The organism is Pseudomonas abietaniphila (assembly GCF_900100795.1).
Lineage (GTDB): Bacteria > Pseudomonadota > Gammaproteobacteria > Pseudomonadales > Pseudomonadaceae > Aquipseudomonas > Aquipseudomonas abietaniphila.
The window spans coordinates 90971-117314 of the sequence record NZ_FNCO01000010.1 but is presented as its reverse complement, the minus strand read 5'-3'; the positions used below and the strand labels follow the sequence as shown (position 1 = coordinate 117314).

Annotated in this window: 25 protein-coding genes; 14 read left to right on the top strand and 11 right to left on the bottom strand. The window is 60.3% G+C overall.

The features are described 5' to 3' along the window. Positions 1–115 precede the first annotated feature (115 nt). On the bottom strand, positions 116–1705 hold the full coding sequence (locus BLS87_RS19585; protein ID WP_074754693.1) for an ABC transporter substrate-binding protein: 1590 nt from the start codon (positions 1703–1705) through the stop codon (positions 116–118). A gap of 363 nt (positions 1706–2068) precedes the next feature. On the opposite strand from BLS87_RS19585, the gene rpmB reads away from it, so the two are divergent. Together rpmB and rpmG are read left to right on the top strand one after the other, a co-directional pair. Beyond that, positions 2069–2305, top strand: coding sequence for a 50S ribosomal protein L28 (rpmB, locus tag BLS87_RS19580; protein WP_037016669.1), 237 nt, complete (start codon positions 2069–2071; stop codon positions 2303–2305). A gap of 11 nt (positions 2306–2316) precedes the next feature. Then, positions 2317–2472 carry a 50S ribosomal protein L33 gene (rpmG, locus tag BLS87_RS19575; RefSeq protein ID WP_062379766.1) on the top strand — a complete coding sequence of 52 codons (156 nt, stop codon included), beginning with the start codon at positions 2317–2319 and terminating at the stop codon, positions 2470–2472. 179 nt (positions 2473–2651) lie between these two features. On the opposite strand, the gene BLS87_RS19570 is transcribed toward rpmG, so the two are convergent. Next, a complete protein-coding gene (locus BLS87_RS19570; RefSeq protein ID WP_074754691.1) occupies positions 2652–3014 on the bottom strand; it encodes a cupin domain-containing protein in 363 nt (120 codons plus the stop codon). Between the two features lie 265 nt (positions 3015–3279). On the opposite strand from BLS87_RS19570, the gene BLS87_RS19565 reads away from it, so the two are divergent. Further along, positions 3280–4773 (top strand): aldehyde dehydrogenase, encoded by a 1494-nt coding sequence (locus BLS87_RS19565; RefSeq protein ID WP_074754689.1) that lies wholly within the window; start codon positions 3280–3282, stop codon positions 4771–4773. A gap of 224 nt (positions 4774–4997) precedes the next feature. Beyond that, a complete protein-coding gene (locus BLS87_RS19560) occupies positions 4998–6146 on the top strand; it encodes an MFS transporter (RefSeq protein ID WP_074754687.1) in 1149 nt (382 codons plus the stop codon). Here the strand turns inward: BLS87_RS19560 and BLS87_RS19555 are convergent. Both BLS87_RS19555 and BLS87_RS19550 read right to left on the bottom strand, forming a co-directional pair. Then, positions 6143–7726, bottom strand: coding sequence for a phospholipase D family protein (locus BLS87_RS19555; RefSeq protein ID WP_074754955.1), 1584 nt, complete (start codon positions 7724–7726; stop codon positions 6143–6145). The two genes, BLS87_RS19560 and BLS87_RS19555, sit on opposite strands and share 4 nt — an antisense overlap. A 54-nt stretch (positions 7727–7780) precedes the next feature. Continuing rightward, a complete protein-coding gene (locus BLS87_RS19550) occupies positions 7781–9211 on the bottom strand; it encodes an aminotransferase-like domain-containing protein (RefSeq protein ID WP_074754685.1) in 1431 nt (476 codons plus the stop codon). Positions 9212–9388: 177 nt separating this feature from the next. Between BLS87_RS19550 and BLS87_RS19545 the strand changes: the two genes are divergently transcribed. Further along, positions 9389–9622 carry a DUF1127 domain-containing protein gene (locus tag BLS87_RS19545; protein ID WP_074754953.1) on the top strand — a complete coding sequence of 78 codons (234 nt, stop codon included), beginning with the start codon at positions 9389–9391 and terminating at the stop codon, positions 9620–9622. A gap of 164 nt (positions 9623–9786) precedes the next feature. Here BLS87_RS19545 and BLS87_RS19540 read toward each other — a convergent pair whose 3' ends face one another. After that, on the bottom strand, positions 9787–11118 hold the full coding sequence (locus BLS87_RS19540; protein WP_074754683.1) for an NAD(P)/FAD-dependent oxidoreductase: 1332 nt from the start codon (positions 11116–11118) through the stop codon (positions 9787–9789). A gap of 138 nt (positions 11119–11256) precedes the next feature. On the opposite strand from BLS87_RS19540, the gene BLS87_RS19535 reads away from it, so the two are divergent. Beyond that, positions 11257–11610 (top strand): YkgJ family cysteine cluster protein, encoded by a 354-nt coding sequence (locus BLS87_RS19535; RefSeq protein WP_074754681.1) that lies wholly within the window; start codon positions 11257–11259, stop codon positions 11608–11610. A gap of 171 nt (positions 11611–11781) precedes the next feature. Here BLS87_RS19535 and dadR read toward each other — a convergent pair whose 3' ends face one another. Then, entirely contained in the window at positions 11782–12270 is a 489-nt protein-coding gene (gene dadR, locus BLS87_RS19530; protein ID WP_074754679.1) for a transcriptional regulator DadR, read from the bottom strand. Between the two features lie 155 nt (positions 12271–12425). Here dadR and dadA point away from each other — a divergent pair, with 155 nt between their 5' ends. The 7 genes from dadA (at position 12426) to BLS87_RS19495 (ending at position 19067) form a co-directional block, all read left to right on the top strand. Then, positions 12426–13727, top strand: coding sequence for a D-amino acid dehydrogenase (gene dadA / locus BLS87_RS19525; RefSeq protein WP_074754677.1), 1302 nt, complete (start codon positions 12426–12428; stop codon positions 13725–13727). Next, positions 13699–14052 (top strand): RidA family protein, encoded by a 354-nt coding sequence (locus tag BLS87_RS19520; protein WP_074754675.1) that lies wholly within the window; start codon positions 13699–13701, stop codon positions 14050–14052. The genes dadA and BLS87_RS19520 overlap by 29 nt, the downstream gene beginning before the upstream one ends. 135 nt (positions 14053–14187) lie before the next feature. Further along, positions 14188–15261 carry an alanine racemase gene (gene alr / locus BLS87_RS19515; protein WP_074754673.1) on the top strand — a complete coding sequence of 358 codons (1074 nt, stop codon included), beginning with the start codon at positions 14188–14190 and terminating at the stop codon, positions 15259–15261. A 150-nt stretch (positions 15262–15411) separates the two neighbouring features. Next, positions 15412–15960, top strand: coding sequence for a cupin domain-containing protein (locus tag BLS87_RS19510; protein WP_074754671.1), 549 nt, complete (start codon positions 15412–15414; stop codon positions 15958–15960). 186 nt (positions 15961–16146) lie between these two features. Further along, a complete protein-coding gene (locus BLS87_RS19505; protein WP_074754669.1) occupies positions 16147–16572 on the top strand; it encodes a c-type cytochrome in 426 nt (141 codons plus the stop codon). Positions 16573–16587: 15 nt separating this feature from the next. Next, on the top strand, positions 16588–16890 hold the full coding sequence (locus tag BLS87_RS19500) for a DUF2845 domain-containing protein (protein WP_074754667.1): 303 nt from the start codon (positions 16588–16590) through the stop codon (positions 16888–16890). Between the two features lie 248 nt (positions 16891–17138). Beyond that, the gene (locus BLS87_RS19495; protein WP_074754665.1) at positions 17139–19067 is read left to right on the top strand and encodes an acetyl-CoA hydrolase/transferase C-terminal domain-containing protein; all 1929 of its coding nucleotides are present in this window, start codon (positions 17139–17141) and stop codon (positions 19065–19067) included. A gap of 8 nt (positions 19068–19075) precedes the next feature. Here the strand turns inward: BLS87_RS19495 and BLS87_RS19490 are convergent, their stop codons facing one another. The 3 genes from BLS87_RS19490 to BLS87_RS19480 form a co-directional block, all read right to left on the bottom strand. After that, positions 19076–19891: a sulfite exporter TauE/SafE family protein gene (locus tag BLS87_RS19490; RefSeq protein ID WP_074754663.1), complete on the bottom strand. Its 816-nt coding sequence runs from the start codon at positions 19889–19891 to the stop codon at positions 19076–19078. Then, positions 19884–21143, bottom strand: a complete 1260-nt coding sequence (locus BLS87_RS19485) for an NAD(P)/FAD-dependent oxidoreductase (protein WP_074754661.1) — start codon at positions 21141–21143, stop codon at positions 19884–19886. Before BLS87_RS19485 ends, BLS87_RS19490 begins: the two co-directional genes overlap by 8 nt. 62 nt (positions 21144–21205) lie before the next feature. Further along, on the bottom strand, positions 21206–22090 hold the full coding sequence (locus BLS87_RS19480; protein ID WP_074754659.1) for an MBL fold metallo-hydrolase: 885 nt from the start codon (positions 22088–22090) through the stop codon (positions 21206–21208). A gap of 250 nt (positions 22091–22340) precedes the next feature. Here BLS87_RS19480 and BLS87_RS19475 point away from each other — a divergent pair, with 250 nt between their 5' ends. Then, complete coding sequence (locus BLS87_RS19475; protein WP_074754657.1) at positions 22341–23660, top strand: sigma-54 interaction domain-containing protein; 1320 nt, start codon at positions 22341–22343, stop codon at positions 23658–23660. 27 nt (positions 23661–23687) lie between these two features. Here the strand turns inward: BLS87_RS19475 and BLS87_RS19470 are convergent, their stop codons facing one another. Together BLS87_RS19470 and rep are read right to left on the bottom strand one after the other, a co-directional pair. Next, positions 23688–24260 (bottom strand): xanthine phosphoribosyltransferase, encoded by a 573-nt coding sequence (locus BLS87_RS19470; RefSeq protein WP_074754655.1) that lies wholly within the window; start codon positions 24258–24260, stop codon positions 23688–23690. Positions 24261–24300: 40 nt separating this feature from the next. Beyond that, positions 24301–26310: a DNA helicase Rep gene (gene rep / locus BLS87_RS19465; protein WP_074754653.1), complete on the bottom strand. Its 2010-nt coding sequence runs from the start codon at positions 26308–26310 to the stop codon at positions 24301–24303. Between the last annotated feature and the right edge of the window lie 34 nt (positions 26311–26344).

The window sequence follows — 26344 nt, the reverse complement described above, 5'->3', positions numbered from 1 at the left end:
CAGTGTGTCAGTCACCTTCAACAGTGACGGACACACCGCGTTCGCTGCCGTCGTAACCTCCGACGTCTCCTACAGGATCCGCGATCGGACTTTGGTTTTTGCGGCGGATGGGCAATTACTTCACAGTCACCTTCGAAAAGTCCTGGCGTCCGAACGGGCTGACCTCATACCCCAACACGTTCTTGCGGGTCAGGGCGAAGGCGGTCGGGTGTGCCAGTGGCAGCCACAACGCCTGTTTCTGGATCTGCTCCTGCGCCTGGTGATACAGCTTGCTGCGCTGCGCCTGATCGGTCACGGCCTTGCCGCTGCTGATCAGCTTGTCCAGGCCCTCGTCGCAGTAGCGCGCGAAATTGGTGCCGGATTTGACCGCTGCGCAGGAGAACTGTGGCGTGAGGAAGTTATCCGGATCGCCGTTGTCGCCCGCCCAGCCCATGAACAACAGGTCGTGCTCACCGGTTTTGGCGCGCCGAATCAGTTCGCCCCATTCGATCACCTTGATTTCAGCCTTGATGCCGACAGCGGCCAAGTCGTTCTGCAGCAATTGCGCGCCTGCACTCGGGTTCGGGTTAAGCAGACTGCCGGACGGGCGGGTCCAGATCGTGGTCTTGAACCCGTCCTTCAGTCCGGCTTTCGCCAGCAGCTCTTTCGCCTTTGCGACGTCATATTTGTAACCGGGCAGATCGCTGGCGTAACCCCAGGTGTTAGGTGGGTACGGGCCATTGGCTGCTCGCGCCGAGCCTTCAAAGACTGCTTTCAGGTAGGTGTCCTTGTCGAACGCAAGGTTGATCGCCTGACGTACTTCGGACTTGTCGAGTGGCGGATGTTGGCTGTTGATTGCCAGGAAGGCTGTCATGAATGCGTCGGTCTTCTCGACTTTCAGGTTCGGATCCTTCCCTGCCTCGGTGACATCCAGCGGTTTGGGTGAGAGGGCAACCTGACACTCGTTCTGCTTGATCCGCTGCAGGCGCACATTGGCATCCGGGGTGATGGCATACACCAGCGTGTCCACCGCAGGTTTGCCCGCGAAGTAGTCCGGGTTGGCTTCGTAACGCACTACGGAATCTTTCTGAAAGCGCTTGAACACGAACGGCCCGGTGCCGATCGGCTGGCTGTTGAGCTTTTCCGGTGTGCCGGCTTTCATCAGCTGCGCGGTGTACTCCGCCGAATAAATAGACGCAAAACCCATGCTCAGCGTGGCGAGGAAGGTCGCGTCAGGATGGTCGAGGGTAATGCGTACCGTATTCGCATCCGGCGCTTCGACTTTTTTGATCAGCGACGGCCACTGCATCGACTGCGCGTGAGGGAAGCCCTGTACCGCCACCTTGTTCCAGGGATTGGCCGGGTCGAGCATGCGCTGGAAGCTGAACACCACGTCCTCGGCGTTCATGTCGCGGGTCGGGGTGAAGTAATCGGTGTGATGAAATTTCACGCCGGAGCGCAATTTGAAGTCATACGTCAGGCCGTCCGGCCACACACTCCAGCTTTCTGCCAGACTAGCGACCAGCTTGCCGGTCTGGGCGTCATAATCCACCAGACGGTTCATCAGGACATCGGCCGAGGCGTTGGTGGTGGTTAGCGAGTTGTATTGCACCACGTCAAAGCCTTCGGGGCTGGCTTCGGTGCAGACGCTCAGGCTGGTGGCGGCGTGAGCCATCAATGGCGCTGACAATGACGCGAACAAAAAGGGTAAAACAGCTAGGCGCATGGCGATTTTCCTTTCAGAGAGAGCCCATCTGCCGGCGCAGTCTGGTGAGCGACTTACCCTAGACTATGGATTGGCGCAGAACAATCGCTGTGGCGCGACGAGTGGTATATTTCCCGTTGCGCCCTGCGCTGCTGGCCTTGTCGGGCGCAAAGCCCTGAGTTTCTTTCAGGTAATTCGTCGTTTCTGTTGTTGCTCCCCAGGGTTTCTGGTATAAAGCAGCGCTCTTTTCTAGGGGCCCGCTGCCTTCACCGCAGGTGTGGCCGGTAAGACCCCTGAAGAAACGCGGCGCCTGGCGCCAAATGACTGAGAGATTAAGCGGCCAACCCATGCCGGGTTGGGCATGTGGTTTTAGAGGGCTGAGGCATGTCGAGAGTCTGTCAAGTTACCGGTAAGGGTCCGGTAACCGGGAATAACATTTCCCACGCGAACAACAAAACCCGTCGTCGTTTCCTGCCAAACCTGCAGCATCACCGCTTCTGGGTTGAAGAAGAGAAACGCTTTGTACGTCTGCGCGTATCTGCCAAAGGCATGCGCATCATCGACAAGCGTGGTATCACGGTTGTTCTGGCCGAAATCCGCCGCGCTGGCGCTAAGGTTTAAGGGAGAGAATCATGCGTGAATTGATCCGTTTGGTGTCGACCGCTAACACCGGCCACTTCTACACCACCGACAAGAACAAGCGCACTACCCCGGACAAAATCGAAATTAAAAAATTCGATCCGGTTGCTCGCAAGCACGTGATCTACAAAGAAGCCAAAATCAAGTAATTGATTTTCGCCTCTTACAAAAAGCCCGCAGCGATGCGGGCTTTTTTGTGCGCGATGGGTTTGTATCGCAATTGATCATGTAGGAGCGCGCTTGCCCGCGAATGCGTCTTTTCAGCCAAATCTCTGGTGCTGACCTGACTCATTCGCGGGCAAGCGCGCTCCTACAGTTGAAGATCGCATCAAGCCTTCTGCTCAAACACCACGTAAATCTTGCGGCACGCCTCCAGCACTTCCCAAGTGCCTTTGAAACCTGCCGGTATCACGAAGCGATCCCCGGCGCGCAGTGTCTTGGCGTTGCCTTCCTCGTCACGCAATACAGAGACGCCCTGCACAATCTCGCAGTATTCGTGTTCGGTGTAATTGACCTTCCACTGTCCGACTTCGCCTTCCCACACGCCTGCGCTCATCTGGCCGCAGGGGCTGTTGTAATGGTTGTAGACGGTTTGCTCCGGGTCGCCTTTGAGGATTTTCTCTGCGGCAGGTTTGAAGCGCTCTGCAGCAGTGGTGGCTTCGCTGAAGTCGACGACGCTTTGGATACTCATGTCTCTGGCTCCTGAATGGCATTGGAAGAATGATTGTTTGATGAGGACGTTGGGCGATAGTGCCGGGCGCCTGATGACGCGCTGTTGAATAAAATGCACGATTTCGCGTCGTTTTGCCTCTTTTTGTCCAATATATTGGAAATTCATCGAGCGCTGGTTTAGGGTGACGTTTGCCTTTGGCCGATCCGACAGCATGTCAGGCGATGTCCTACAGCACGGTTCATGAGCGCGAGGGCGCGCACAATTCATAAGAGGAGGATGTTTCATGACCACCCTGACTCATGCTGACTGGGAAAAACGCGCCCAGGATCTGAAGATCGAAGGCCGCGCCTTCATCAATGGCGAGTACACCGCCGCCGCTTCCGGCGCAACGTTTGACTGCATCAGCCCGGTCGATGGTCGATTCCTCGCCCACGTCGCCAGCTGCGATGCCGCCGACGCCCAGCGCGCCGTCGAAAATGCACGCGCTACCTTCAACTCGGGTGCCTGGTCACGTCTGGCGCCGGTCAAGCGCAAGGCGGCAATGATTCGCTTTGCTGCGCTGATCAAAGAAAACATCGAAGAACTGGCGCTGCTTGAAACCCTGGACATGGGCAAGCCGATCAGTGATTCCTATGGCATCGACATTCCGGGTTCCGCGCAGGCGTTGAGCTGGAGCGGTGAGGCCATCGACAAGCTGTACGACGAAGTAGCGGCTACACCACATGACCAATTGGGTCTGGTGACCCGTGAGCCGATCGGTGTGGTCGCGGCGATCGTGCCGTGGAACTTCCCGTTGCTGATGGCGTGCTGGAAGCTGGGCCCTGCGCTGTCGAGCGGTAACTCGGTCATTCTCAAACCGTCGGAAAAGTCGCCGCTGACCGCCATTCGTGTCGCGCAGTTGGCAGTTCAGGCGGGTATCCCGGCTGGCGTGCTCAACGTTCTGCCGGGTTACGGTCACACCGTCGGCAAGGCGCTGGCGCTGCACATGGATGTCGACACGGCGGTATTCACCGGTTCGACCAAAATCGCCAAGCAGTTGCTGGTCTACTCGGGCGAATCGAACATGAAGCGCGTCTGGCTGGAAGCGGGCGGCAAGAGCCCGAACATCGTCTTCGCGGATGCGCCGGACCTGCAGGCGGCCGCTGAGTCGGCTGCCAGCGCCATCGCCTTCAACCAGGGCGAAGTGTGCACCGCGGGCTCGCGCCTGCTGGTCGAGCGTTCGATCAAGGATAAATTCTTGCCGATGGTCATCGAGGCGCTTAAAGCCTGGAAGCCGGGCAACCCGCTGGACCCTGCAACCAACGTCGGGGCGCTGGTGGACACTCAGCAGATGAACACCGTGCTGTCCTACATCGAAGCAGGCCATACCGACGGCGCCAAGCTGGTTGCCGGCGGTAAGCGCATCCTGCAAGAGACAGGGGGCACTTACGTCGAACCGACGATTTTCGACGGCGTGACCAATGCCATGAAGATCGCCCAGGAAGAAATCTTCGGCCCGGTGCTGTCGGTGCTGACGTTCGATACCGCGGAAGAGGCGATCCAGATCGCCAACGACACGCCGTATGGTCTGGCGGCCGCCGTATGGACCGCTGACCTGTCCAAGGCGCACCTCACAGCACGTGCGTTGCGCGCGGGCAGCGTCTGGGTCAACCAGTACGACGGTGGCGACATGACCGCGCCGTTCGGGGGCTTCAAGCAATCGGGTAACGGTCGCGACAAGTCGCTGCATGCGTTCGACAAGTACACCGAGCTGAAAGCGACCTGGATCAAGTTGTAAAGGCCAGACGTTACACACTCTGTGGGAGCGAATTCATTCGCGATTGGCCGGTACACCCGATAAATCTGTGTCGGAAGTGCTGCCGCATCGCGAATGAATTCGCTCCCACAGGGGGAATGCGGTGGCTTCAAGCTTTACAACCGAACAGCTTTCCTACACAGCCGGGTTTCTCTCAAAGAACCCGGCTGTTCTGTCTCATCCCTTTGAGCCACAGGAGCGTGGTGATGCGTTGGGGTACTTATTTCGCGGTGCTGTCGTCCGTCTTGAGCGTCGGTCTGGCGTTGGGCGTGAGCATGCCGCTGGTGTCGTTGCGCCTTGAAGCGTGGGGTTACGGCGCGTTTGCCATCGGCGTCATGGCGGCGATGCCGGCCATTGGCGTATTGCTGGGCGCGAGCCTTGCCAGCCGCCTGGCTTCGATTCTGGGCACCGCGAACCTGATGCGTCTGTGCCTTTGGGGCGGTTCGATTTCCGTGGGTTTGCTGGCGCTATTGCCCAATTACTGGATCTGGCTGGCGCTGCGGCTGATGCTCGGCGTGATCCTGACGATGGTGTTCATCCTTGGTGAGAGCTGGATCAACCAACTGGTCACCGAAAACCTGCGGGGCAAGCTGGTCGCGCTGTATGGCAGCTGCTATGCGCTCAGTCAGTTGGGCGGACCGTTGTTGCTCGGCGTCATCGGCACCGGACACGACTTCGGCTTTTGGGTCGGTACTGCGCTGCTGGCGACGTCACCTCTACTGCTGCTGGGAAGGTCCGGTGCGCCAAGCGCCGAAGCCAGCCATGTCAGCCTCGGTGATCTTGCCGGGTTCTGTCGGCAGTTGCCTGCAATCGCGTGGGCAATTGCGTTGTTTGCAGGTTTCGAGGCGATGATTCTGACGCTGTTGCCGGTGTATTGCCTGCAACAGGGGTTCACGCCAGAGATCGCACTGGCGATGGTGAGCACGGTGGTCGTTGGCGATGCGCTGCTCCAACTGCCGATCGGTGCGTTGGCGGACAAGATTTCCCGGCGTCGACTGTTCTCCGGCTGCGCGGTGGCGTTGATGGCGTCGAGCCTGGCGATTCCGCTGCTGGTCGATACGGATGCCATCTGGCCATTGTGGGTCGTGTTTGGCGCCAGTGCAGGCGGGCTGTTCACGCTGTCGCTGATTCTGATCGGCGAGCGCTATCGCGACGACGCGTTGGTACGCGCCAACGCTCATGTCGCGCAGCTGTGGGGTATCGGTTGCTTGTTGGGACCCTTGGCCGCGGGTGCGGGCAGCCAATGGATCAGTGGACAGGCGCTGCCGCTGTTGATGGCCGCGGGGGCATTGGGTCTTGTGATTCTGTCCCAGCGCCCACGAGCGTTCGGCACCGTCCAGCCGGTGGCAGCCTAGAGCATCCTCTCAAGGCCGACGGCGCTGCTGAACCAGGCGTTCAGTCGGCGCCACCAGTCGCCGGGTTCTTTGTACAGCGTGTGAATCTTGCCGTTGTCTTCGGTCACCCAGACCACGCGATCATTCTCAAGCTTGGCCTGGTAACTAATGGCGGGCGCCATGCCTTGCAGCGCCAGATCGCGCAGGTATTCCGTCAGTTCGGGGCTGTCGACGAGCACGCCGACTTCGGTGTTCCACAGCACCGAGCGCGGGTCGAAATTGAAGGAGCCGACGAACATCTTCTGTCGGTCAAAAATCATTGCCTTGCTGTGCAGGCTGGACTCGGAACCGCCCTTCAGGGTTTTGGTGCGCAGAAATCTGGGTCCGCTGCCCCCGCGATTGCTGGGGTCTCCCGGCTGGCGTCGCAGCTCGAACAACTTCACGCCGTGCGCCAGCAATGCTTTGCGGTACGGGGCGTAACCGCCATGGACGGCTGGCACGTCCGTGGCTTCCAGCGAGTTGGTCAGCAGGCTCACTGAAACGCCTTTGTCCGAGAGCCCGGTGAGGTAGACCAGTCCCTCCTGTCCCGGCACGAAATACGCCGAAATCATCATCAATTCCTGATGCACGTTCAGCAGATCGGGACTCAGTTGCGTGGTCAGCAACAAATGCGGGTCGGGCTCGCCCCGTGACAGCACTTTGGTCGGTGCGTCCCACAGGGCCTGGTTGTGCGCCCAGATCAGTTCGTTGAGCCAGGTCTTCATGCGGGGCTGTGTCTTGTAAGCCATCAGCCGTTCGTACAGGGCTTTTTTCTCGACATGCGCCTTGTCCAGCGAGGCCGCCAGACGCGTGCGCGCTTTGGCCAGATCCTTGGTGTCGGGAGGCCAGTAGAGGAAGTCGTCAATCGGCTTGCTCAGGGTGCTGTTCCAGTATTGGTCGAAGCTATGACTGAGCTGCTCGGCCACCGGGCCGACGCTGAGCATGTCGATATCGGTGAAGTTCAGGTTCGGTTCGGCGTCGAAGTATTCGTCACCCAGATTGCGGCCGCCGACGATGGCCACTGCGCTGTCGGCCAGCCACAGCTTGTTGTGCATGCGTCGATGTTGCTGCGACAGATTGAACAGCCGCCCCATGTTGCGCGTGGCGCCGGTGCTGCGGCCCAGATTGAGCGGGTTGAACAGGCGAATCTGAATGTTGGGATGCGCGGCGAGGGTAGCGATGACTTCATCCAGACCGTCGCTGGTGGTGTCGTCCAGCAGGATGCGAACGCGCACGCCGCGGTCTGCGGCCTTCAGTAGTTCATCGATCAATGCCCGGGTGCTGAGCCCGTCGTGAACGATGTAGTACTGCAGGTCCAGGCTGGATTTGGCGTTGCGGATCAGTTCGGCCCGCGCCATGAAGGCTTCCGTGCTGTTGGGCAGCAGGCGAAAACCGGAGCGGCCTTCGTACGGCGCGGCCTGGGCCATGATCGAGCGTCCGAAGGAGGACGCCGACGCGGGCAATGCCTGACTCGGACCGTCATCCGCCACCGGCGTATGCGCGCATCCGCTGATGCCCAGGGCACAGGCCAAAAGGAGGGGCAACGCCCATGTGTTGGTCAACGCAATCATCCAGAAGTCACATCATGGCGATATGACCGCGTTTTCGACAAAAGGTTAAGTCGCGGCGTCGGTTTGGGCCATGAGCCGCGCCGCCATTGCACCGACCTTGCGCACCGCCTCCTCGATTTTCGGCGTCGGCTTGGCCGCGAAATTCATGCGCAGGCAATTTCTGTACTTACCTGAGGCCGAAAAAATATTGCCGACGGCGATCTGTACGCCTTGGCCTTCCAGCGCGCGATTCAGGCGAAGCGAGTCAAAGTCCTCAGGCAACTCGACCCAAAGCATGAAGCCGCCTTGCGGACGGCTGACCCGAGTGCCCTCCGGGAAATAACGCGTCACCCAGTCGGTCATCAAGTCTCGGCTGCGCTGATACTGGCCACGCATCCGCCGCATGTGCGGTTCGTAATGCCCGGCCTGCAGAAATTCGGCAATCGCCAGTTGCGGTTGAGTCGCGGTGGAACCGGTGCTGATGTATTTCATGTGCAGCACACGGTCGAGGTAGCGCCCCGGCGCAACCCAGCCGACACGCAGGCCGGGCGCCAGGGTTTTCGAGAAGGAGCTGCAGAGCAGGACGCGCCCGTCCACGTCGAAGGATTTGATCGTGCGAGGGCGAGGGTAGGTGTAGGCAAGGTCGCCATACACATCGTCCTCAATGATCGCCACGTCAAAGCGCTGGGCGAGGGTCAGCAAGGCGCGTTTGCGGTCCTCCGGCATGATGTAACCCAGCGGGTTATTGCAGTTGGGCGTCAACTGTATGGCCTTGATCGGCCATTGTTCGAGGGCCAGCTCGAGTGCGTCCAGGCTGATACCGGTGATGGGGTCGGTCGGTATCTCCAGCGCCTTCATGCCAAGGCCTTTGAGCGCCTGCATGGCGCCGTGAAAGCTGGGTGAGTCCACGGCCACGATGTCACCGGGTTCGCAGATGGAGCGAATGCTGACCGCCAGCGCTTCCTGAGCGCCGGTAGTGATCACCAGATCATCCGGGGCAATGCTGGTGCCCGAGTCCAGCAACAGGCGGGCAACCTGATCACGCAGGCATTGCGTGCCATGAATGTTGTCGTAATACAGCCCCGGCATGTCCTGACGGCGGCTGATCTTGCCCAGCGCCTGGGTCAACGGGCGCAAGGTCGGGCTGCTGATGTCGGGCATGCCCCGCGCCAATTGAACGACGTCGGGGCTGGGAATGGCTTTGGCCAGCTCCAGCACTTGATCCCATTGCGAGATATCGACCGGACGCTGTGCGGGGCGTCCTACGACGGGCAATGCAGGTGTCTTGCGCCCTGCAGGAACAAAGTAACCCGATTTGGGGCGAGGAGACGCCAGACCGTTATCTTCGAGCAACCGATAGGCCTGTTGCACGGTACTGAGGCTGACACCGTGTTCAAGGCTTAGCGCGCGGACCGAGGGCAGGCGATCACCGGGTCGGTAGAAGCCGTTTTCGATGCGCGTGCCGAGCAGATCGGCAAGATTGACATAGAGGGTCATGGCGTACTCCCGCACAGTGTGGCGTCGGTTGACCGATACAGATGGGGCGAAAATACAGCATTCAGGCGCTGATGTATTGAATCTGTATGCAAAAAATTAGAATTCTTTGGTTCTGTAATGGTTTTCCATACAGACGCATCATGGAATCACTTGAAACCCATGATGAGGTGTCTGGAAATGAACGGAATGAGCGATGTTCGGCTGACGCTGTATGCACAGGAGTTGGTGAGAGAGCAGGAGGTGCGGGTGCGCGTCAATGCGCCAAAGGGCCTGGGTGTGTGGGGCTTGTTTCAACACCGGCGAGTTACGCGGCGAGCGCTCTTGAACTTGACTGACGATCAACTGCGCGACATAGGCCTGAGTTATGAGCAGGCACGCCGGGAAGGGCTCAAGCCGTTCTGGAGAGAGTGATGCGGGCTAACGCAAGCTTGCTTTCGGAAGGCTCAAGGCAAACCGACGTCTTCAAGCACACTGAATTCTTTGTGGGAGACGTCGGAGGTTACGGCGGCAGCGAATGCGGTCTATCAGGTGAATGTGTATGGCCTGGCAGGCCCCATTCGCCAGCAAGGCGGCTCCTACAAGGCTGCGCCATCTGATCCGGACCAGCTCTTGAGCCGATGCCAAAGCATCCCCAGCGCCAGCAAAGGCGAGCGCAGATGTTTGCCGCCCGGGAAGGCCATGTGTGGAACCTTGGCGAACACGTCGAAGCCGCTACTGTGCTGACCACTGATGGCTTCACCCAGTAACTTGCCCGCCAGATGCGTGGCATTGAGCCCATGACCCGCATACGCCTGGGCATAGAACACATTCGGATGCTCATCCAGACGCCCTATCTGCGGCAGACGATTGGCGCCGATGCCGATCATCCCGCCCCACTGAAAATCAATCTTCACGTCCTTGAGCTGTGGAAAGACCTTGAGCATTTTCGGCTGCATGTACGCACCGATGTCCTGCGGATCGCGCCCGGAATAGTGGCAGGCGCCGCCAAACAGCAGGCGCTTGTCGGCCGAGAGCCGGAAGTAATCCACCGCCACTCGCTGGTCACACATGGCGGTATTGCGCGGAAGCAGTTGCTGCGCCAAGTCGTCGCCCAAAGGCTCGGTGGCAATGATGTAACTGCCAGCTGGCAGGACCTTGCCGCTCAGGGTCGGGTCCAGATCGTTCAAATAAGCGTTGCAGCCCAGCACCAGCGTGTCGGCGCGAACCAGGCCCTGCGCGGTATGCACCTTGACCTGTGCGCCGTACTCGAGGCGGATCACGGGCGAATGTTCGAACAGTTGAACGCCCAGTGATTTCGCAACGGCGGCCTCACCCAGCGCCAGGTTCAGCGGATGCAAATGGCCCGAGCCCATGTCCAGCATGCCGCCCGCGTAATTGCCTGAACCGATGACGCTGCGCAGGTCGTCGGGCGCTATCAGCTGCAATTCATGGCGATAGCCCAGTCCGCGCAGTTCCTCTGCATCCTCGGCGAAACCGTCGAATTCCCTGGGTTTGTTGGCCAGGTCGCAATAGCCCCACGTAAGGTCGCAGTCGATCCGGTATTTCTCCACGCGCTGACGGACAATCTCGACGGCTTCCAGCCCCATCCGTTTTAACTCACGCACGCCGCTGTCGCCGATCACGTCGCGAAAGCGCTCGACGTGATGGCCCACGCCGCGAATCAACTGCCCGCCGTTGCGGCCGCTGGCGCCCCATCCGATCGTGTGCGCTTCAAGCAATGCGACACTCAGTCCACGCTCGGCCAGTTCGATCGCCGTGTTCAGTCCTGTAAAGCCGCCGCCGACCACGCAGACGTCCACGTTTACTTCCCCGCTCAAGGCAGGTTCATCAGGCTGTGCTTGAGAGCTGGCCGCGTAATAAGAGGCGGCGTGACTAGAGGGGTGGTTCGGTCGAGCGCGGGCGTCCATGGCGATTCTCGGGAGGCTGTTTGGAAAATTTTACGGAGGGTAGCCTGCGGGTTGTCGCTCGGGCAAGGAAGGGCGGGCGGCTGTCCCCTGTCCAGAGGGTGGGGCACAATGTCGGCTTTGACAGGGAAATTTCACGCGATGAGCTGCAACAGCCAGAAAATCCGCGATTTGCGGCGGCAGATCCCGTCCTTCGAATGCGTGCCCGGCTGCCACGATTGCTGTGGGCCGGTGACGACGTCGTCCGAGGAGATGGCGCGCTTGCCACGCAAGACGGCCGCGGAGCAGGAAGCGGCGCTCAATGAGTTGAACTGTGTGCACCTGGGGCCCGACGGCTGCACGGTGTATGACGAGCGCCCGCTCATCTGCCGGTTGTTCGGCACCACCCAAACCCTGCCATGCCCCAACGGCCGCCGCCCTGCGGAGCTGATTCACCCGCGGGTGGAGAAACAGGTGCATGAGTACATTGCGTCGACGCGGCAGGTGTTGGTTTGATTGACGCCACCAATCTTTGTAGGAGCGTGGCTTGTCCCGCGATCGGACGGGAACCGGCCGCAAATCCGGATAATGCGGTGCATCAGATACGGCCCCGTTGCCCGATTTTGCTGTCGCTTCGCGACAGATCGCGGAACAAGCCACGCTCCTACGGATGACGTGCGGCGTTCATTATTCCGGAATCGGCAGGTTCAGGCTCTCCTTCACCTCTTCCATCACGATGTAGCTCTTGGACTCGCGCACATGCGGCAGCTTGAGCAGGATGTCGCCCAGCAGCTTGCGGTAGGAGGCCATCTCCGAGATGCGCGCTTTTACCAGGTAGTCGAAGTCACCCGAGACGAGGTGACACTCCAGCACATGAGGCAGTTTGAGGACCGCTCGGCGGAATTCCTCAAATGTGTCGCCCGATTTGTAATCCAGACTGATCTCGACGAACACCAGCAGACTAGCCTTCAGGTTCTGCGGATTGAGCCGGGCGTTGTAGCCCATGATGATGCCTTCGCGCTCGAGGCGACGGACCCGTTCTGTACAGGGCGTGGTAGAGAGGCCCACGCGTTCGCCCAGCTCCGTGAAGGAAATTCTGCCGTCGCTCTGCAGGATGCGCAGGATGTTGCGATCGATCTTGTCCAGCTCACGTTTTGACTGGTGTTGGGTGCGCATGGCTTACCCCCTCTGCTAAAGCCTTGGTTGTCGAGAATTAACGCCGAATATAGGCGCTTATATAGTGAAAAGCACTGCTCAATGCTTTTTATACTGCCCACATCCTTGCTTAAAACTTCAAAACGTCAGCGGATATCCGCGATGAGGAAATCAACATGCGCGTCCTGGTCCTTGGAAGTGGCGTAATCGGTGTCACCAGTGCTTATTACCTGGCCCGTGCGGGCTTCGAGGTGACGGTGGTAGACCGTCAGCCTGCCGCTGCCATGGAAACCAGCTTTGCCAACGCCGGGCAGGTGTCGCCGGGCTATGCATCGCCGTGGGCCGCACCGGGCGTACCGCTCAAAGCCATCAAATGGTTGTTGCAGCGCCACGCGCCGCTGGCGATCAAGGCAACCGCCGACATCGATCAATACCTGTGGATGGCGCAAATGCTGCGCAACTGCACGCAGAACCGCTATGCGGTGAATAAGGAGCGCATGGTGCGTCTGTCCGAGTACAGCCGCGACTGCCTTGACGAACTGCGCGCAGAAACCGGCATTGCCTACGAAGGCCGTAGCCTGGGCACCACGCAACTGTTCCGTACGCAAGAGCAACTGGACAACGCCGCCAAGGACATCGCCGTCCTCGAGCAGGCGGGTGTGCCGTACGAGGTCCTGGACCGCGAAGGCATTGCCCGCGTCGAGCCCGCGCTGGCCAGCGTCAGCAACATCCTCAGCGGCGCCCTGCGTTTGCCAAACGACCAGACGGGCGATTGCCAGCTGTTCACTACGCGTCTGGCACAGATGTGTGTGAAGTTAGGCGTTGAATTCCGATTCGGCCAGTCGATCGAGTCGATCGACTTCGCGGGCGACCGGATCAACGGCGTGCGCGTCAACGGCAAACTGGAGACGGCTGATCGCTACGTGCTGGCGTTGGGCAGCTACTCGCCGCAATTGCTCAAGCCGCTGGGCATCAAGGCGCCGGTATACCCGCTCAAGGGTTACTCGCTGACCGTGCCGATCACCAACCCCGACATGGCGCCAACCTCGACCATTCTCGACGAGACCTACAAGGTTGCGATCACCCGTTTCGACAACCGGATCCGAGTGGGCGGCATGGCGGAAATCGCCGGTTTTGACCTGTCGCTCAATCCTCGCCGGCGTGAAACGCTGGAGATGATCGTCAACGATCTCTATCCTCAGGGCGGCGACCTGACCGAGGCCAGTTTCTGGACCGGTCTGCGTCCAACCACCCCGGATGGCACGCCCATCGTCGGTGCTACACCGTATCGCAACCTGTTCCTCAATACCGGCCACGGAACACTTGGCTGGACCATGGCCTGCGGTTCCGGTCGTTTGCTGGCCGATCTGATCGCTCGCAAAACGCCACAGATCAGCGCCGCAGGCCTCGATATTTCCCGCTACGGAAGCTCCAAGGAGATCGCAAAACATGTCAATCCAGCGCCAGCTCACCAATGAGCGCATGAGCCAGATCGTCGTCCACAACGGCACCGTTTACCTGTCCGGCCAAGTGGGTGATGACATGGCGGCGGGTATCGAACAACAGACCCGCGGGACGCTTAACTCCATCGAGCGCCTGCTGGACCTGGCCGGTACCGACAAGAGCCGCATTCTGTCGGTGACGATTTACCTGAAAGACATCGACGCGCATTTCGCCGGGATGAACAGCGTATGGGACAAATGGCTGCCCAAGGGCGTCGCGCCAGCCCGTGCCACCGTTGAAGCCAAGCTGTGTGAACCGGAAATTCTGGTTGAATTGTCGGTGACGGCAGCGTTGCCGTAAAAAACGCCCAACCCTTGCAGGAGCGCGCTTGCCCGCGAAGGCGCTGTGTCAGTCAGCCTGGATGTCACAGATAAATTGCAATCGCGGGCAAGCGCGCTCCTACAGTTCAATATCTCCTAAACCAGAAGCCTTGCCATGCGTCCAGCCCGCGCCCTCATCGATCTCTCCGCCCTGCGCCACAACTATCAACTGGCCCGTGAAACCACAGGCGCGAAGGCGCTTGCCGTGATCAAGGCCGATGCCTATGGGCACGGTGCCGTACGCGTTGCCCAGGCGCTCGAAGCCCAGGCCGATGGTTTTGCGGTGGCCTGCATCGAAGAAGCCCTGGAGCTACGCCAGGCCGGTATTTGTGCGCCGATTCTGTTGCTGGAAGGGTTTTTTGAGGCCGACGAACTGCCGCTGATCGTCGAGCACGATTTCTGGTGCGTGGTGCATTCGCTGTGGCAACTCGACGCCATCGAGCAGACCATCGTCGGCAAGCCGCTGAACATCTGGCTGAAGATGGACTCGGGTATGCACCGCGTGGGTGTTCACCCGGCGGACTATGAGTCGGCCTACAAACGCCTGCTGGCCAGCGAGAAAGTCGCCAAGGTCGTGTTGATGACTCACTTTGCACGGGCTGATGAGCTGGGCAGTGCTCGCACGGACGAGCAAGTGGCGATCTTTCAGTCGGCTCGCGAAGGGCTGTCGGCCGAGGTCAGCTTGCGCAACTCGCCCGGCGTGATGGGCTGGCCCAACGTGCCGAGCGACTGGGTGCGGCCCGGCATCATGTTGTATGGCGCGACGCCCTTTGATCAGCCGCAATCGGTAGCCGATCGCCTGCAGCCCGTGATGACGCTGGAATCCAAAGTGATCTGCGTGCGTGAGCTGCCAGCCGGCGAGCCGGTGGGTTACGGCGGGGCTTTCGTGACCGACCGCAACATGCGCATCGGCGTGGTCGCGATGGGTTATGCCGACGGGTACCCGCGTCAGGCGCCGACCGGTACACCGGTGATGATCGACGGGCATCGCAGCCAGCTGTTGGGGCGCGTGTCGATGGACATGCTGTGTGTCGACCTGACCCACGTGCCGGCCGCAGGTGTAGGCAGCCGAGTCGAGCTCTGGGGCAAAAACGTGCTGGCCAGCGACGTCGCCACCCACGCAGGGACCATTCCTTATCAGATCTTCTGCAACCTCAAGCGCGTGCCAAGGCTCTATTCCGGGGATTGAACGCGCTGGTCGCTTCATTCGTCCGAACCCTTTGCGGCCCATGGCGGCCGCGGGTCCCTTTGCTAATCGGGTCAAGTGTTGTAAATACTGAACGCGGTCGCCATCATGGCGGCCACTTGACCGTATTTGATTATCAGGAGGACTCCAGCATTGGACGTCGGTGAACGACTGCAATCCATTCGTAAACTCAAAGGTCTGTCCCAGCGCGAACTCGCCAAGCGAGCGGGCGTGACCAACAGCACCATTTCCATGATCGAGAAAAACAGCGTGAGTCCCTCGATCAGTTCCCTGCGCAAGGTGCTGGGCGGCATACCGATGTCCATGGTGGAGTTCTTTTCGGAAGAGCTTGAGCCAGAAAACCCGACCCAAGTGGTCTACAAGGCCAGCGAGCTGATCGATATCTCGGACGGCGCCGTCACCATGAAACTGGTCGGCAAGTCTCATCCAGACAGGGCCATCGCGTTCCTGACCGAGGTGTATCCGCCAGGCGCCGACACCGGCGAAGAAATGCTCGTTCACGAGGGCGAAGAGACCGGCATTCTGGTCGAGGGACGACTGGAGCTTGTCGTTGGCCTCGATACTTATGTGCTTGAGGCAGGCGACAGCTACTATTTCGAAAGCACCCGACCTCATCGCTTCCGTAATCCGTTCGACGTTCCGGCGCGACTCATCAGCGCTGCCACGCCGGCGAATTTCTGATCCGCGAAACCCTTCCCCCGCTGAGCCATCACGCGGGGAATTGGGCGAGCCCGAAGCAGCAGGTCGACGCATGAATAACCCTGCGGTGCTCAGGGATGTAACGACCAACGGGCTACCCGCTATACTTTCGCCGTCTGCGGCTTACCGTGACCGCAGGGGCGTTATAGCCACCATGAGGGTGAAAGCGTGAACCTTACTAATAAGATCCTGGCTGCTGTTGCACTCCTCGCGTTTTGGGCTTTTGCGGCCCAAGCCTCCACCAGCGATGACCTCGCCAAACGACTCGAGCCTGTCGGACAAGTCTGCATCCAGGGCAAGGAATGTCCCGGCATGGACGTCGCCGCCACGGCCGGCGGCGCGGGTGGCGCAAAATCCCCTGACGACGTGATCGCCAAACACTGCAACGCCTGCCATGGCACCGGGCTGCTGGGCTCGCCGAAAATCGGTGACAGCGCCGATTGGGGCAAGCGCGCCAAAGAACAGGGCGGCCTTGACGGTCTGCTGGCCAAGGCGATCAGCGGCATCAATTCCATGCCACCTAAAGGCACCTGCGCCGATTGCTCGGATGAAGAGCTCAAAGGCGCGATCAAGAAGATGTCCGGGCTGCAGTAGGACTGAAAGGATCTTATGTTTCGCAAAACATCGCTGGTATGGCTGTTGCCTTGTCTGATGTTTGCCGACTTTGCGCAGGCGACCATGCGCTGCGGGACTGCATTGATCAACCTTGGCGATACCGCAACGGTTGTCCGCGAAAAATGCGGTGCGCCTGACCGCAGCGAGGATCAGGAGCCGGCTTCGCGAGTGAACGGAGTGCCTCGTCTCAATGCCGTAAAAGTCAGTTTCTGGGTATACGGGCCGAAAAACGGAGCGTTCCAGCATCTAAAGTTCATTGAGGACAAGCTGGTCGAGATGGACACCCGACGCGATTGAGCCGACAAGCATTGCCATTTTTTATTGTAGGAGCGTGGCTTGTCCCGCGATCGGCGGCGAAGTCGTCGTAAAACCTGAAGACATTGTTTGTCTGACACGCCGTGTATGTGGAATTTGCGACCGCCTCGCGGCTGATCCTCCAAATCCAGCTCAGACACAAACCACGCTCCTACAGGAGTGGGCTCGATGCAGCAAATCCCGTCGATCCCCGGTCCAACCTCCATCGAATAACAATCAGGAGAGGCCGGATGCCGCATTCCTGCTCCATCGAGCAAGCTGTCGATCATGTACTGGCCGAGCTGCCTGCCCACATTCGCATGGGCATGCCGTTGGGGCTGGGCAAGCCCAACCGGTTTGTCAACGCGCTGTATGCCCGCATCAAATCGCTGCCTGATCGGCAACTGACGATCTATACCGCGCTGTGCCTGGGGCGGCCTGCGGCGGGTGATGGGTTACAGGGGCGCTTTCTCGAGCCTTTCCTTGAGCGTGTTTTCGGCGACTACCCCGAGCTGGATTTCCTGGCTGATCTGCACAAGGACAACTTGCCGCCGAACGTGCAGGTCGAGCAGTTTTTCATGCAGCCCGGCAGCCTGTTGAACAGCACTCAGGCGCAGCAGGACTACGTCAGCAGCAATTACAGCCATGCGGCGCGGGACATCAACGCCAGCGGCCTGAACCTGATCGCTCAACTGGTGGCCCGTGATCCGCAACACAGCGACCGGTTAAGTCTGAGCTGCAACCCCGACATCACCCTCGACCTTTTGCCCATGGTGGAAATGCGCAGGTCTCTGGGTGAAACCATCCTGGTGCTGGGGCATGTTCACGCCGACCTCCCGTACATGCCGGGCGATGCCGAGGTAAGCCTCGACACTTTTGATCTGCTGATCGAACACGAAGAGCGCAGCACGCTGTTTTCCACGCCAAACATGCCGGTCGGTGTCCAGGATCATTTCATTGGCGTGTATGCCAGTACGCTGGTCCGCGACGGCGGCACCTTGCAGATCGGCATCGGCTCGATGGGCGACGCACTGACGGCAGCCCTGCTGGCGCGGCAGGCCGACAATGAAGCCTATCGCGCCTGCCTTTCGGAACTGGAGGGTATCTCTACCTGGAAGCCGCTGATCGAAGCAGAAGGCGGCGTGATGCCGTTCGCCACCGGGTTGTACGGCTGCAGCGAAATGCTGGTTAACGGGTTGTTGGTGCTGCTGGACGCCGGCATCATCCGGCGTAAGGTCTACCCCGACGCCGCGTTGCAGAAGCAGGCCGATGCCGGGATGCTGGATGAGTCCATTCACGGCAACGGCGTGTTGATCCATGGCGGTTTCTTTCTGGGACCGCGCAGCTTCTATGAGCGCCTGCGGGAGTTGACGCCCACGCAGATGGCCCAGATCAACATGACCGCCATCAGCTACATCAACGAGTTGTATGGCGACGAAACGCTCAAGCGGCTGCAGCGACGCGATGCGCGGTTCATCAACAGCGCATTCACCGTCACGCTGCTCGGCGCAGCCGTTTCCGACCAGTTGGCCGATGGGCGTGTGGTCAGCGGTGTCGGCGGGCAATACAACTTCGTTGCCCAGGCCCATGCACTGGAAGGCGCGCGTTCGATTTTGATTCTGCGCAGCTGGCGGGAGTCGGGTGGAGACGTCAGCTCCAATATCGTCTGGGAATACGGACACACGACGATTCCACGGCATTTGCGGGACATCGTCATCACCGAGTACGGCATTGCCGATCTGCGCGGCAAAACCGATGCCGCCGTGATCGAAGCCCTGCTCAACATTACCGACTCACGCTTTCAGCCGGGCTTGATTGAGCAGGCGCAGAAGGCGGGCAAGCTGCCCAAGGGCTTCCGTCTCGACCCTTTGTTCAGTCAGAACACCCCGCAAGGGCTGAAAGCGATTCGCGACCGCTTTCCCTCGCTGTTTACCGAATACCCGTTGGGCACCGATTTCACGCCACCTGAGCGGGATCTGTTGCGCGCACTGAACTGGCTCAAGAGTAAGTTCAAGCTCACTGAACTGATCGACCTTGGCAAGGCGACGCTGGAAGCCCCGGAACCGGATGCATTTCCCGAACACCTGCAGCGGATGGGACTGGATCAGCCGCAAGGGTTGCGCGAGGAGCTGTATCAGCGACTGTTGCTGGCGGGGTTGCAGGCAACCAGCGGGTCATGATGATCGTGTCAGAGCAGCGTCTTCGCGACCAACAACACCGCTGCAATCATCCCGGTTACGGCAAACAGCTGCTGCAGCCTTGGCCCGGCCAGAAACCTTGCGGCCTGTCGCCCGATGATCAGGCCGACCACCGCACCTGCCGCAAACGGCACGCCCACGGCCCAATGCATCACACCGCTGACGCTGGCGGTGATGACGCTGGCAGTCGAGACCAGTGCAATCACGGCCAGAGATGTCGCAACAATGCTCTTCATGTCCAGGTCGGTGTAACGGGTCAGCGCCGGAATGATCACGAAACCGCCGCCCACGCCGAGCAGTCCCGACAACACACCCGACATCACGCCCGTGATCGCCAGCGAACGGGCGCAAGGCAGCGTCCAGCGCAGGCGACCTTCCAGCGGGTTGAGAACGCAAGGCAGGAATTCGGCGCGTGCTGCGGGCTGACCATGGTGCAGCTCGTGAGCGGCCTTGCGATAAATCCGCCCGCACGCATAGACCAGCACCACGGCGAACCCCAGCGCCAACGGTGCGTTGGGCAGTTGATGAGCAAGCCATAAGCCCAGCGGGGCGAAGCAGACACCGATCACCGCGATGAACAAGGCGGCGCGATACCGCACGATGCCTTGGCGCAAGCCCAGCAACGCACCGACGGCGGCCGCAAGCCCAACCGCCAGCAAGCCGACAGGCGCGGCCTCGACCATCGATAAACCCAGTCCGAACACCAACAGCGGCACCGCGAGAATGCCGCCGCCCGCGCCGGTGAGTGCCAATACCGCGCCAATGATTGTGCCGAGGCCGGCTCCGATCAGTTCGTGTTCAGGCATTGTGGGTGGCGTCCACCGTCGGTGTCGGTCGGGCCATCCATTCGCGTCCCTTGAGCATCGCGTGCCAGTAAATATGCGGCAGTGCGGCGGCTTTCAACCACCAGGCCAGTCGCGTCGGGCGTCGCCCGTCGAGCAGCCAGCTCGGGAAGCTCGGGGCGACTTTGCCGCCGTAGGTGAACTCGGCGAGGACGATTTTGCCCCGTTCCACGGTCAGCGGGCAGGAGCCATAGCCGTCGTAATGGGCCAAGTGTCCCCGCCGATTCAGTGCCACCAATACGTTATTGGCGACCACGGGCGCCTGTTTTCTCGCCGCTGCTGCGGTCTTGGCGTTGCTGGTGTTGGTCACGTCACCCAATCCGTGGACGTTGGTGAACTGGCGATGGCGCAAGGTCGCGGGATCGACGTCAACCCAGCCGGCCGCATCGGCCAGCGGGCTCTGCCGAATGAAATCCGGTGCAATCTGCGGCGGCACCACGTGAAGCATGTCGAAGGTCTGCTCGACGGTTTCGCTGGAACCATCGGCCAGCGTTCGAACGAACGTTGCGCGCTGCTGTGGGCCATCGACCGCGACCAGTTTCGAACCGAACTTCAGGTCGATGCTGTACTTACGCACGTACTCCATCAGCGCAGGCACGTACTCGGCAACCCCGAACAGCACGCCGCCCGCGTTGTGAAACGCCGTGTTGATGTGGGCAAGGCGATCGGTTTTGAGCCAATGATCACAGGACAGGTACATGGCCTTTTGCGGCGCACCGGCGCATTTGATGGGCATCGGCGGCTGCGTGAACAATGCGCGGCCCTGTTTGAGTTGCTGAGCCAGTTGCCATGTGTAGGGCGCCAGATCGTAGCGATAGTTGGATGTCACGCCATGGCGGCCCAGGGTTTCGCGAAGGCCGTCGATGGCGTCCCAGTCCAGTTTCAGGCCCGGGCACACCACCAGTTGCTCGTAGCCGATGACCCGGCCGTCGCTGAGTACGACTTGATTGTGGGTGGGATCGAAGCGCTCGACCACCGACTTGATCCAGCGTGCTTTGGCGGGGATTACCGTCGCCATGCTACGGGCCGTGGATTCGGGCTGGAAGATGCCCGCGCCGACCATGGTCCAGCCAGGCTGGTAGTAATGCGTGTCGGCGGGGTCGATCAGCGCGACGTCCAGCGACGCATCGCGCGCCAGCAGGCTGGAAGCGGTGGCGATGCCCGCAGCGCCTGCGCCGATGATCAGGATTTGATGATGAGTCTTGTTGCCAGGCATGGAGTTGTTTCCAAAAAAATCTGAAGTCGGGCACCGACCGCAATCGGCGCCGGCGGCTTGCGTCACAGGGCGTTGATCGGGATCTTCAGATACCGCACACCGTTGTCTTCCGGCTCCGGAAGGTGGCCGCCGCGCATGTTGATTTGCACCGAAGGAAGGATCAGCACGGGCATGTCCAGCGTCGCATCGCGCTTTTCGCGCATCTCGACGAATGCGTCTTCGTCGATGCCTTCGCGAATGTGGATGTTGTGGGCACGCTGTTCGGCCACGGTAGTCATGTACATCAGCTTACGGCCGTTGGGCAGGTAGTCGTGGCACATGAAAAGACGTGTTTGCGGCGGCAGGCTGAGAATCCGGCCAATCGAGCGATACAGCGTGCGCGCATCGGCGCCTGGGAAGTCGCAGCGCGCCGTGCCGTAATCGGGCATGAACAACGTGTCGCCGACAAAACCCACTGTCTGGCCATCGGCTTCGATGAGGTAGGTCATGCAGGCGGGCGTATGGCCGGGTGTATGCATTGCGCGGGCCTGCAAGGAACCGATCTGAAAGTGCGCGTCATCTTCCAGCAAGCGGTCGAACTGGCTGCCATCGCGCGCGAACTCCCCTTTGGCGTTGAACAGTGTGCCGAACACCTTCTGCACGCGGGTGATGTGGCTGCCAATGGCGACAGCACCGCCGAGTTGCTCTTTCAAGTATGCAGCGGCCGAGACATGGTCGGCATGCACGTGGGTTTCCAGAATCCACTCGACCGAGACGCCCAGTTCGCGAACCCTGGCGATCAGCTTGTCCGCCGACTCGGTGTGTGTCCTTCCCGATTTGGGGTCGTAGTCCAGCACGCTGTCGATCAACGCGGCCTTGAGGGTTGAGCGGTCGATGACCAGATAACTGATGGTCCAGGTCTGCGGATCGAAAAACGCCTCCACGCACAATGTTTCGCCGATGTTCATGGGTTCTCTCCAGAAGATGCCTGATGCCAGACCGGTTGGCAGTCGCTGGCTGGAGAGATCAATATCCATGCCAGCGTATTTTCAGCGTCTGATCTGGATACCGAGGCCTGTTTATAAGGGGTTGTGCTGTTGGGGCAGCGAGACGCAAACGCGTTCTCTGCCATAACTGGCAGTCAATTGGCAGCATGTGGCAGTCGATGGCAGTGGCTGGGGCAAAGGAGTACCCTTGCGCTACGCGCAGGAGATCCACATGGCAAACGCTTCAAACGCTCTTTTCAGCCCGCAGATGCAGGCGCTGGTGTCCTATCTTGAGCACGACACCCATCCCACCATCGTGTTGGACATTGACTACAACATAGTCGCCGCCAACACGGCTTACCAACGGCAATTTGGTGTGGAGGGGCGGCCCCATGTGGGCGCCAAGTGCTATCGCGTGTCCCATCAGTTCGCCGTGCCCTGCGATCAGGCCGGGGAGCATTGCCCAATGCGCAAAGCGTCGGAAACCAAGGTGCCGGAACGCGTACTGCACATTCATCACACGCCCCGTGGTCCTGAGCATGTGGACGTGGAGCTGCGTCCGATTCTGGATGCCCGGGGCGAGGTGTTCGCGTATGTCGAGCGGCTGAACAGCGTAGCCGTGGCGTCCGTTCAACCACAGCAAAGCGGCTTGGTCGGGCGTTCGGCTGCTTTCAACGAAGCGCTGACAGCGCTGCAGCGCGCCGCGCCGTCGCAGATTCCCGTGCTATTGCAAGGCGAGTCCGGGACCGGTAAGGAACTGTTCGCTCGCGCGCTGCACGCCGCAAGCCCCAGAGCCAGTGGGCCGCTGGTGGTGGTCGATTGCACAGGATTGACCGAGACGTTGCTGGAAAGCGAACTGTTCGGCTACGAAAAAGGCGCGTTCACCGGCGCTCTGCAGCGCAAGATCGGCCTGGCGGAAAGCGCCCATGGCGGGACGTTGTTTCTCGACGAAATCGGGGAAGTGCCCTTGGCGATGCAGGTGAAACTGCTGCGCCTGATCGAGTCAGGGAGCTTTCGTCCCGTCGGCAGCCTGCGCACGGTTCATTCGGATTTCCGTCTGGTCGCGGCCACGCACAAGCCGCTCAAGGAAATGGTCGCAGCGGGGAGTTTCCGTCAGGACCTGTTCTATCGCATCAGCGCGTTCCCGATTCGTCTGCCTTCCTTGCGAGAGCGCAGTGAAGACCTGCCGCTGCTGATCGAAAGCCTGTTACGTCGGCTGGCGCCGGGCGCTGCGCCGAGGGTCGATGACGACGCGATGAAGCTGCTGCGTCTGTACCCATTCCCCGGCAACATTCGCGAACTGCGCAACATCATGGAGCGGGCGCGGCTGTTCACGGACGACGGCGTGATTCGCGCGCAGGACTTACCGCCGGAAGTGCGTGCCCAGCAATCTTCGCCCTTGGCCATTCGCTCTGCGGGGCGCAATGATCTGGAGTCGTTGGCCCATGCGCTGCAAGCCTTCGACGGCTCGCGCAGTGAATTGGCGAAGCATCTGGGGTTGAGCGAGCGCACGCTGTATCGGCGGCTGAAAGCGTTGGGAATCAATAGCTGACCAAACGCGCTCCTGCATCGGACTGGATCAGTCCACGAACGTCACCACGCCGCCATTCAGCGACTTGACGCGGGCCAGCGATTCGACGCGATAACCCTGTGTGTCCAGCTCTGCACGGCCGCCCTGGAACGACTTCTCTATCACGATACCCAGCCCGGCCACGGTCGCGCCGGCCTGCTTGATGATCGAAATCAGCGCCTGGGACGCCTTACCGTTGGCCAGGAAGTCATCGATGATCAGCACGCGGTCGCTGCTGGTCAGGTGCCGCGTACTGATGGCGATGGTGCTTTCGGTCTGCTTGGTGAAGGAATACACCGAGGCCGAGAACAGGTTTTCAGTCAGGGTCAGCGACTGATGCTTGCGGGCGAAGATCACCGGGATGCCCAGTTTCAGGCCGGTCATCACCGCAGGCGCGATGCCCGAGGCCTCGATGGTGACGATCTTGGTGATCCCCGAGTTGGCGAACAACGTGGCGAACTCGTCACCGATCTGCTGCATCAGGACCGGGTCGATCTGATGGTTCAGAAACGCGTCGACCTTCAATACCTGGTCGGAAAGTACGATGCCTTCCTCGCGAATTTTCTTGTGCAGTGCTTCCACGTCGGTGTTCCTCAGGGCGCAAAACGCGCGAAATTGATGTTTATCTTTTCAGCATGGCGCGAATGTCCGCCAATGCCGTATTGCCGCGAACGGCCTTCACTTCGGTGGGGGTGTCGTCGTTGCCTTCCCAGGCCAGATCGTCCGGCGGCAGCTCATCGAGAAAACGGCTGGGCAGGCAGTCGATGATCTCGCCGTATTGCTTACGCTTGGCCGCAAACGTGAACGCCAGCGTCTGACGGGCGCGGGTGATGCCCACGTAGGCCAGACGGCGTTCTTCCTCAATGGTGTCGGCCTCGATACTCGAACGGTGCGGGAGGATTTCCTCTTCCATGCCCATGATGAACACGTAAGGAAACTCCAGGCCCTTGGAGGCGTGCAGGGTCATCATCTGCACACCCTCGGCGCCGTCTTCTTCTTCCTGCTGACGTTCAAGCATGTCACGCAGCACCAGTTTGCCGATCGCCTCCTCGATGGTCATGCCGCCTTCTTCGTCCTTCTCCAGCGTATTTTTCAGCGCTTCGATCAGGAACCACACGTTGCCCATGCGGTAATCGGCGGCTTTGTCGCTGGAACTGTTCTGACGAATCCAGTTCTCGTAGTCGATGTCCATGACCATGCTGCGCAGGGCCGCGATCGGGTCCTGTGTCGCGCACTGCTGACGCACGCCGTCCATCCAGTGCTTGAAGCGCTTGAGGCGGTCAGTGAACCGGCTGTCCAGATGCTCGCCCAGGCCGATTTCGTCGGTGGCCGCGTACATCGACACTTTCCGCTCGGTGGCGTAATTGCCGAGCTTTTCCAGCGTAGTCGAGCCGATCTCCCGGCGCGGCACGTTGATCACCCGCAGAAAGGCGTTGTCGTCATCCGGGTTCACCAGCAGGCGGAAGTAGGCCATCAGGTCTTTCACTTCCTGGCGGCCGAAGAAACTGTTCCCGCCGGACAACCGATAGGGAATCTGGTGGTGCTGAAGCTTCAGCTCGATCAGCTTGGCCTGGTAGTTCCCGCGATACAGGATCGCGAAGTCGCTGTACGGCCGGTCGGTACGCAGGTGCAGGCTGAGGATCTCCACGGCCACGCGCTCGGCTTCGGCGTCCTCGTTCTTGCAGCGAATCACCCGGATTTCATCGCCGTGGCCCATCTCGCTCCACAACTGCTTCTCGAACGCGTGCGGGTTGTTGGCGATCAGCACGTTGGCGCAGCGCAGGATACGGCTGGTGGAACGGTAGTTCTGCTCCAGCATCACCACTTTCAGCGAAGGGTAGTCATCCTTGAGCAGCATCAGGTTTTCCGGCCGCGCACCGCGCCAGGCGTAGATCGACTGGTCGTCGTCGCCTACCACGGTGAACTGGCAGCGCGTGCCGATGAGCATTTTCACCAGCAGGTACTGGCTGGCGTTGGTGTCCTGGTATTCGTCCACCAGCAGGTAGCGGACCTTGTGCTGCCACTTTTCCAGAATGTCGGCGTGCTCTTCGAACAGCTTCACCGGCAGCAGGATCAAGTCGTCGAAGTCCACCGCGTTGTACGCCTTGAGCGTGCGCTGGTAGTGGGTGTAGACGATGGCGGCGGTCTGTTCCTTCGGGTTTCGGGCGTTTTCCAGGGCCTGAGCCGGCAGAATCAGGTCGTTCTTCCAGGCGCCAATCATGTTCTTGATCTCGTCGACGCCGTCGTCGCCCGAGTATTCCTTCTGCATGATGTCGGTCATCAGGGCCTTGACGTCGGTCTCGTCGAAAATCGAGAAACCGGGTTTGTAGCCCAGCCGTACATGCTCCTTGCGAATGATGTTCAGCCCCAGATTGTGGAACGTCGAGACCGTCAGGCCGCGCCCTTCGCCGCTGCGCAGCAGGGTACCGACCCGCTCCTTCATCTCCCGCGCCGCCTTGTTGGTAAAGGTCATGGCGACGATGTACTGCGCGCGAATGCCGCAGTTCTGAATAAGGTGGGCAATCTTGCGTGTGATCACGCTGGTCTTGCCGGAGCCAGCACCGGCGAGCACCAAAAGAGGGCCGCCGACGTAGTTCACGGCTTCTTGTTGCCGGGGATTGAGTCGGGACATGAGGAAATAGAGGGATCGTTTGAAAAATGGGCGG

Excerpts from the sequence above, each read along its gene's own strand:
- rep (WP_074754653.1), bottom strand. The coding sequence starts at position 26,310 with ATGTCCCGACTCAATCCCCGGCAACAAGAAGCCGTGAACTACGTCGGC.
- BLS87_RS19545 (WP_074754953.1), top strand. The coding sequence starts at position 9,389 with ATGAACGGAATGAGCGATGTTCGGCTGACGCTGTATGCACAGGAGTTG.
- dadR (WP_074754679.1), bottom strand. The coding sequence starts at position 12,270 with ATGCGCACCCAACACCAGTCAAAACGTGAGCTGGACAAGATCGATCGC.
- BLS87_RS19535 (WP_074754681.1), top strand. The coding sequence starts at position 11,257 with ATGAGCTGCAACAGCCAGAAAATCCGCGATTTGCGGCGGCAGATCCCG.
- BLS87_RS19570 (WP_074754691.1), bottom strand. The coding sequence starts at position 3,014 with ATGAGTATCCAAAGCGTCGTCGACTTCAGCGAAGCCACCACTGCTGCA.
- BLS87_RS19475 (WP_074754657.1), top strand. The coding sequence starts at position 22,341 with ATGGCAAACGCTTCAAACGCTCTTTTCAGCCCGCAGATGCAGGCGCTG.
- BLS87_RS19585 (WP_074754693.1), bottom strand. The coding sequence starts at position 1,705 with ATGCGCCTAGCTGTTTTACCCTTTTTGTTCGCGTCATTGTCAGCGCCA.
- BLS87_RS19490 (WP_074754663.1), bottom strand. The coding sequence starts at position 19,891 with ATGCCTGAACACGAACTGATCGGAGCCGGCCTCGGCACAATCATTGGC.
- BLS87_RS19485 (WP_074754661.1), bottom strand. The coding sequence starts at position 21,143 with ATGCCTGGCAACAAGACTCATCATCAAATCCTGATCATCGGCGCAGGC.
- BLS87_RS19560 (WP_074754687.1), top strand. The coding sequence starts at position 4,998 with ATGCGTTGGGGTACTTATTTCGCGGTGCTGTCGTCCGTCTTGAGCGTC.
- rpmG (WP_062379766.1), top strand. The coding sequence starts at position 2,317 with ATGCGTGAATTGATCCGTTTGGTGTCGACCGCTAACACCGGCCACTTC.
- BLS87_RS19495 (WP_074754665.1), top strand. The coding sequence starts at position 17,139 with ATGCCGCATTCCTGCTCCATCGAGCAAGCTGTCGATCATGTACTGGCC.
- BLS87_RS19500 (WP_074754667.1), top strand. The coding sequence starts at position 16,588 with ATGTTTCGCAAAACATCGCTGGTATGGCTGTTGCCTTGTCTGATGTTT.
- alr (WP_074754673.1), top strand. The coding sequence starts at position 14,188 with ATGCGTCCAGCCCGCGCCCTCATCGATCTCTCCGCCCTGCGCCACAAC.
- dadA (WP_074754677.1), top strand. The coding sequence starts at position 12,426 with ATGCGCGTCCTGGTCCTTGGAAGTGGCGTAATCGGTGTCACCAGTGCT.
- BLS87_RS19480 (WP_074754659.1), bottom strand. The coding sequence starts at position 22,090 with ATGAACATCGGCGAAACATTGTGCGTGGAGGCGTTTTTCGATCCGCAG.
- BLS87_RS19520 (WP_074754675.1), top strand. The coding sequence starts at position 13,699 with ATGTCAATCCAGCGCCAGCTCACCAATGAGCGCATGAGCCAGATCGTC.
- BLS87_RS19550 (WP_074754685.1), bottom strand. The coding sequence starts at position 9,211 with ATGACCCTCTATGTCAATCTTGCCGATCTGCTCGGCACGCGCATCGAA.
- BLS87_RS19565 (WP_074754689.1), top strand. The coding sequence starts at position 3,280 with ATGACCACCCTGACTCATGCTGACTGGGAAAAACGCGCCCAGGATCTG.
- rpmB (WP_037016669.1), top strand. The coding sequence starts at position 2,069 with ATGTCGAGAGTCTGTCAAGTTACCGGTAAGGGTCCGGTAACCGGGAAT.
- BLS87_RS19540 (WP_074754683.1), bottom strand. The coding sequence starts at position 11,118 with ATGGACGCCCGCGCTCGACCGAACCACCCCTCTAGTCACGCCGCCTCT.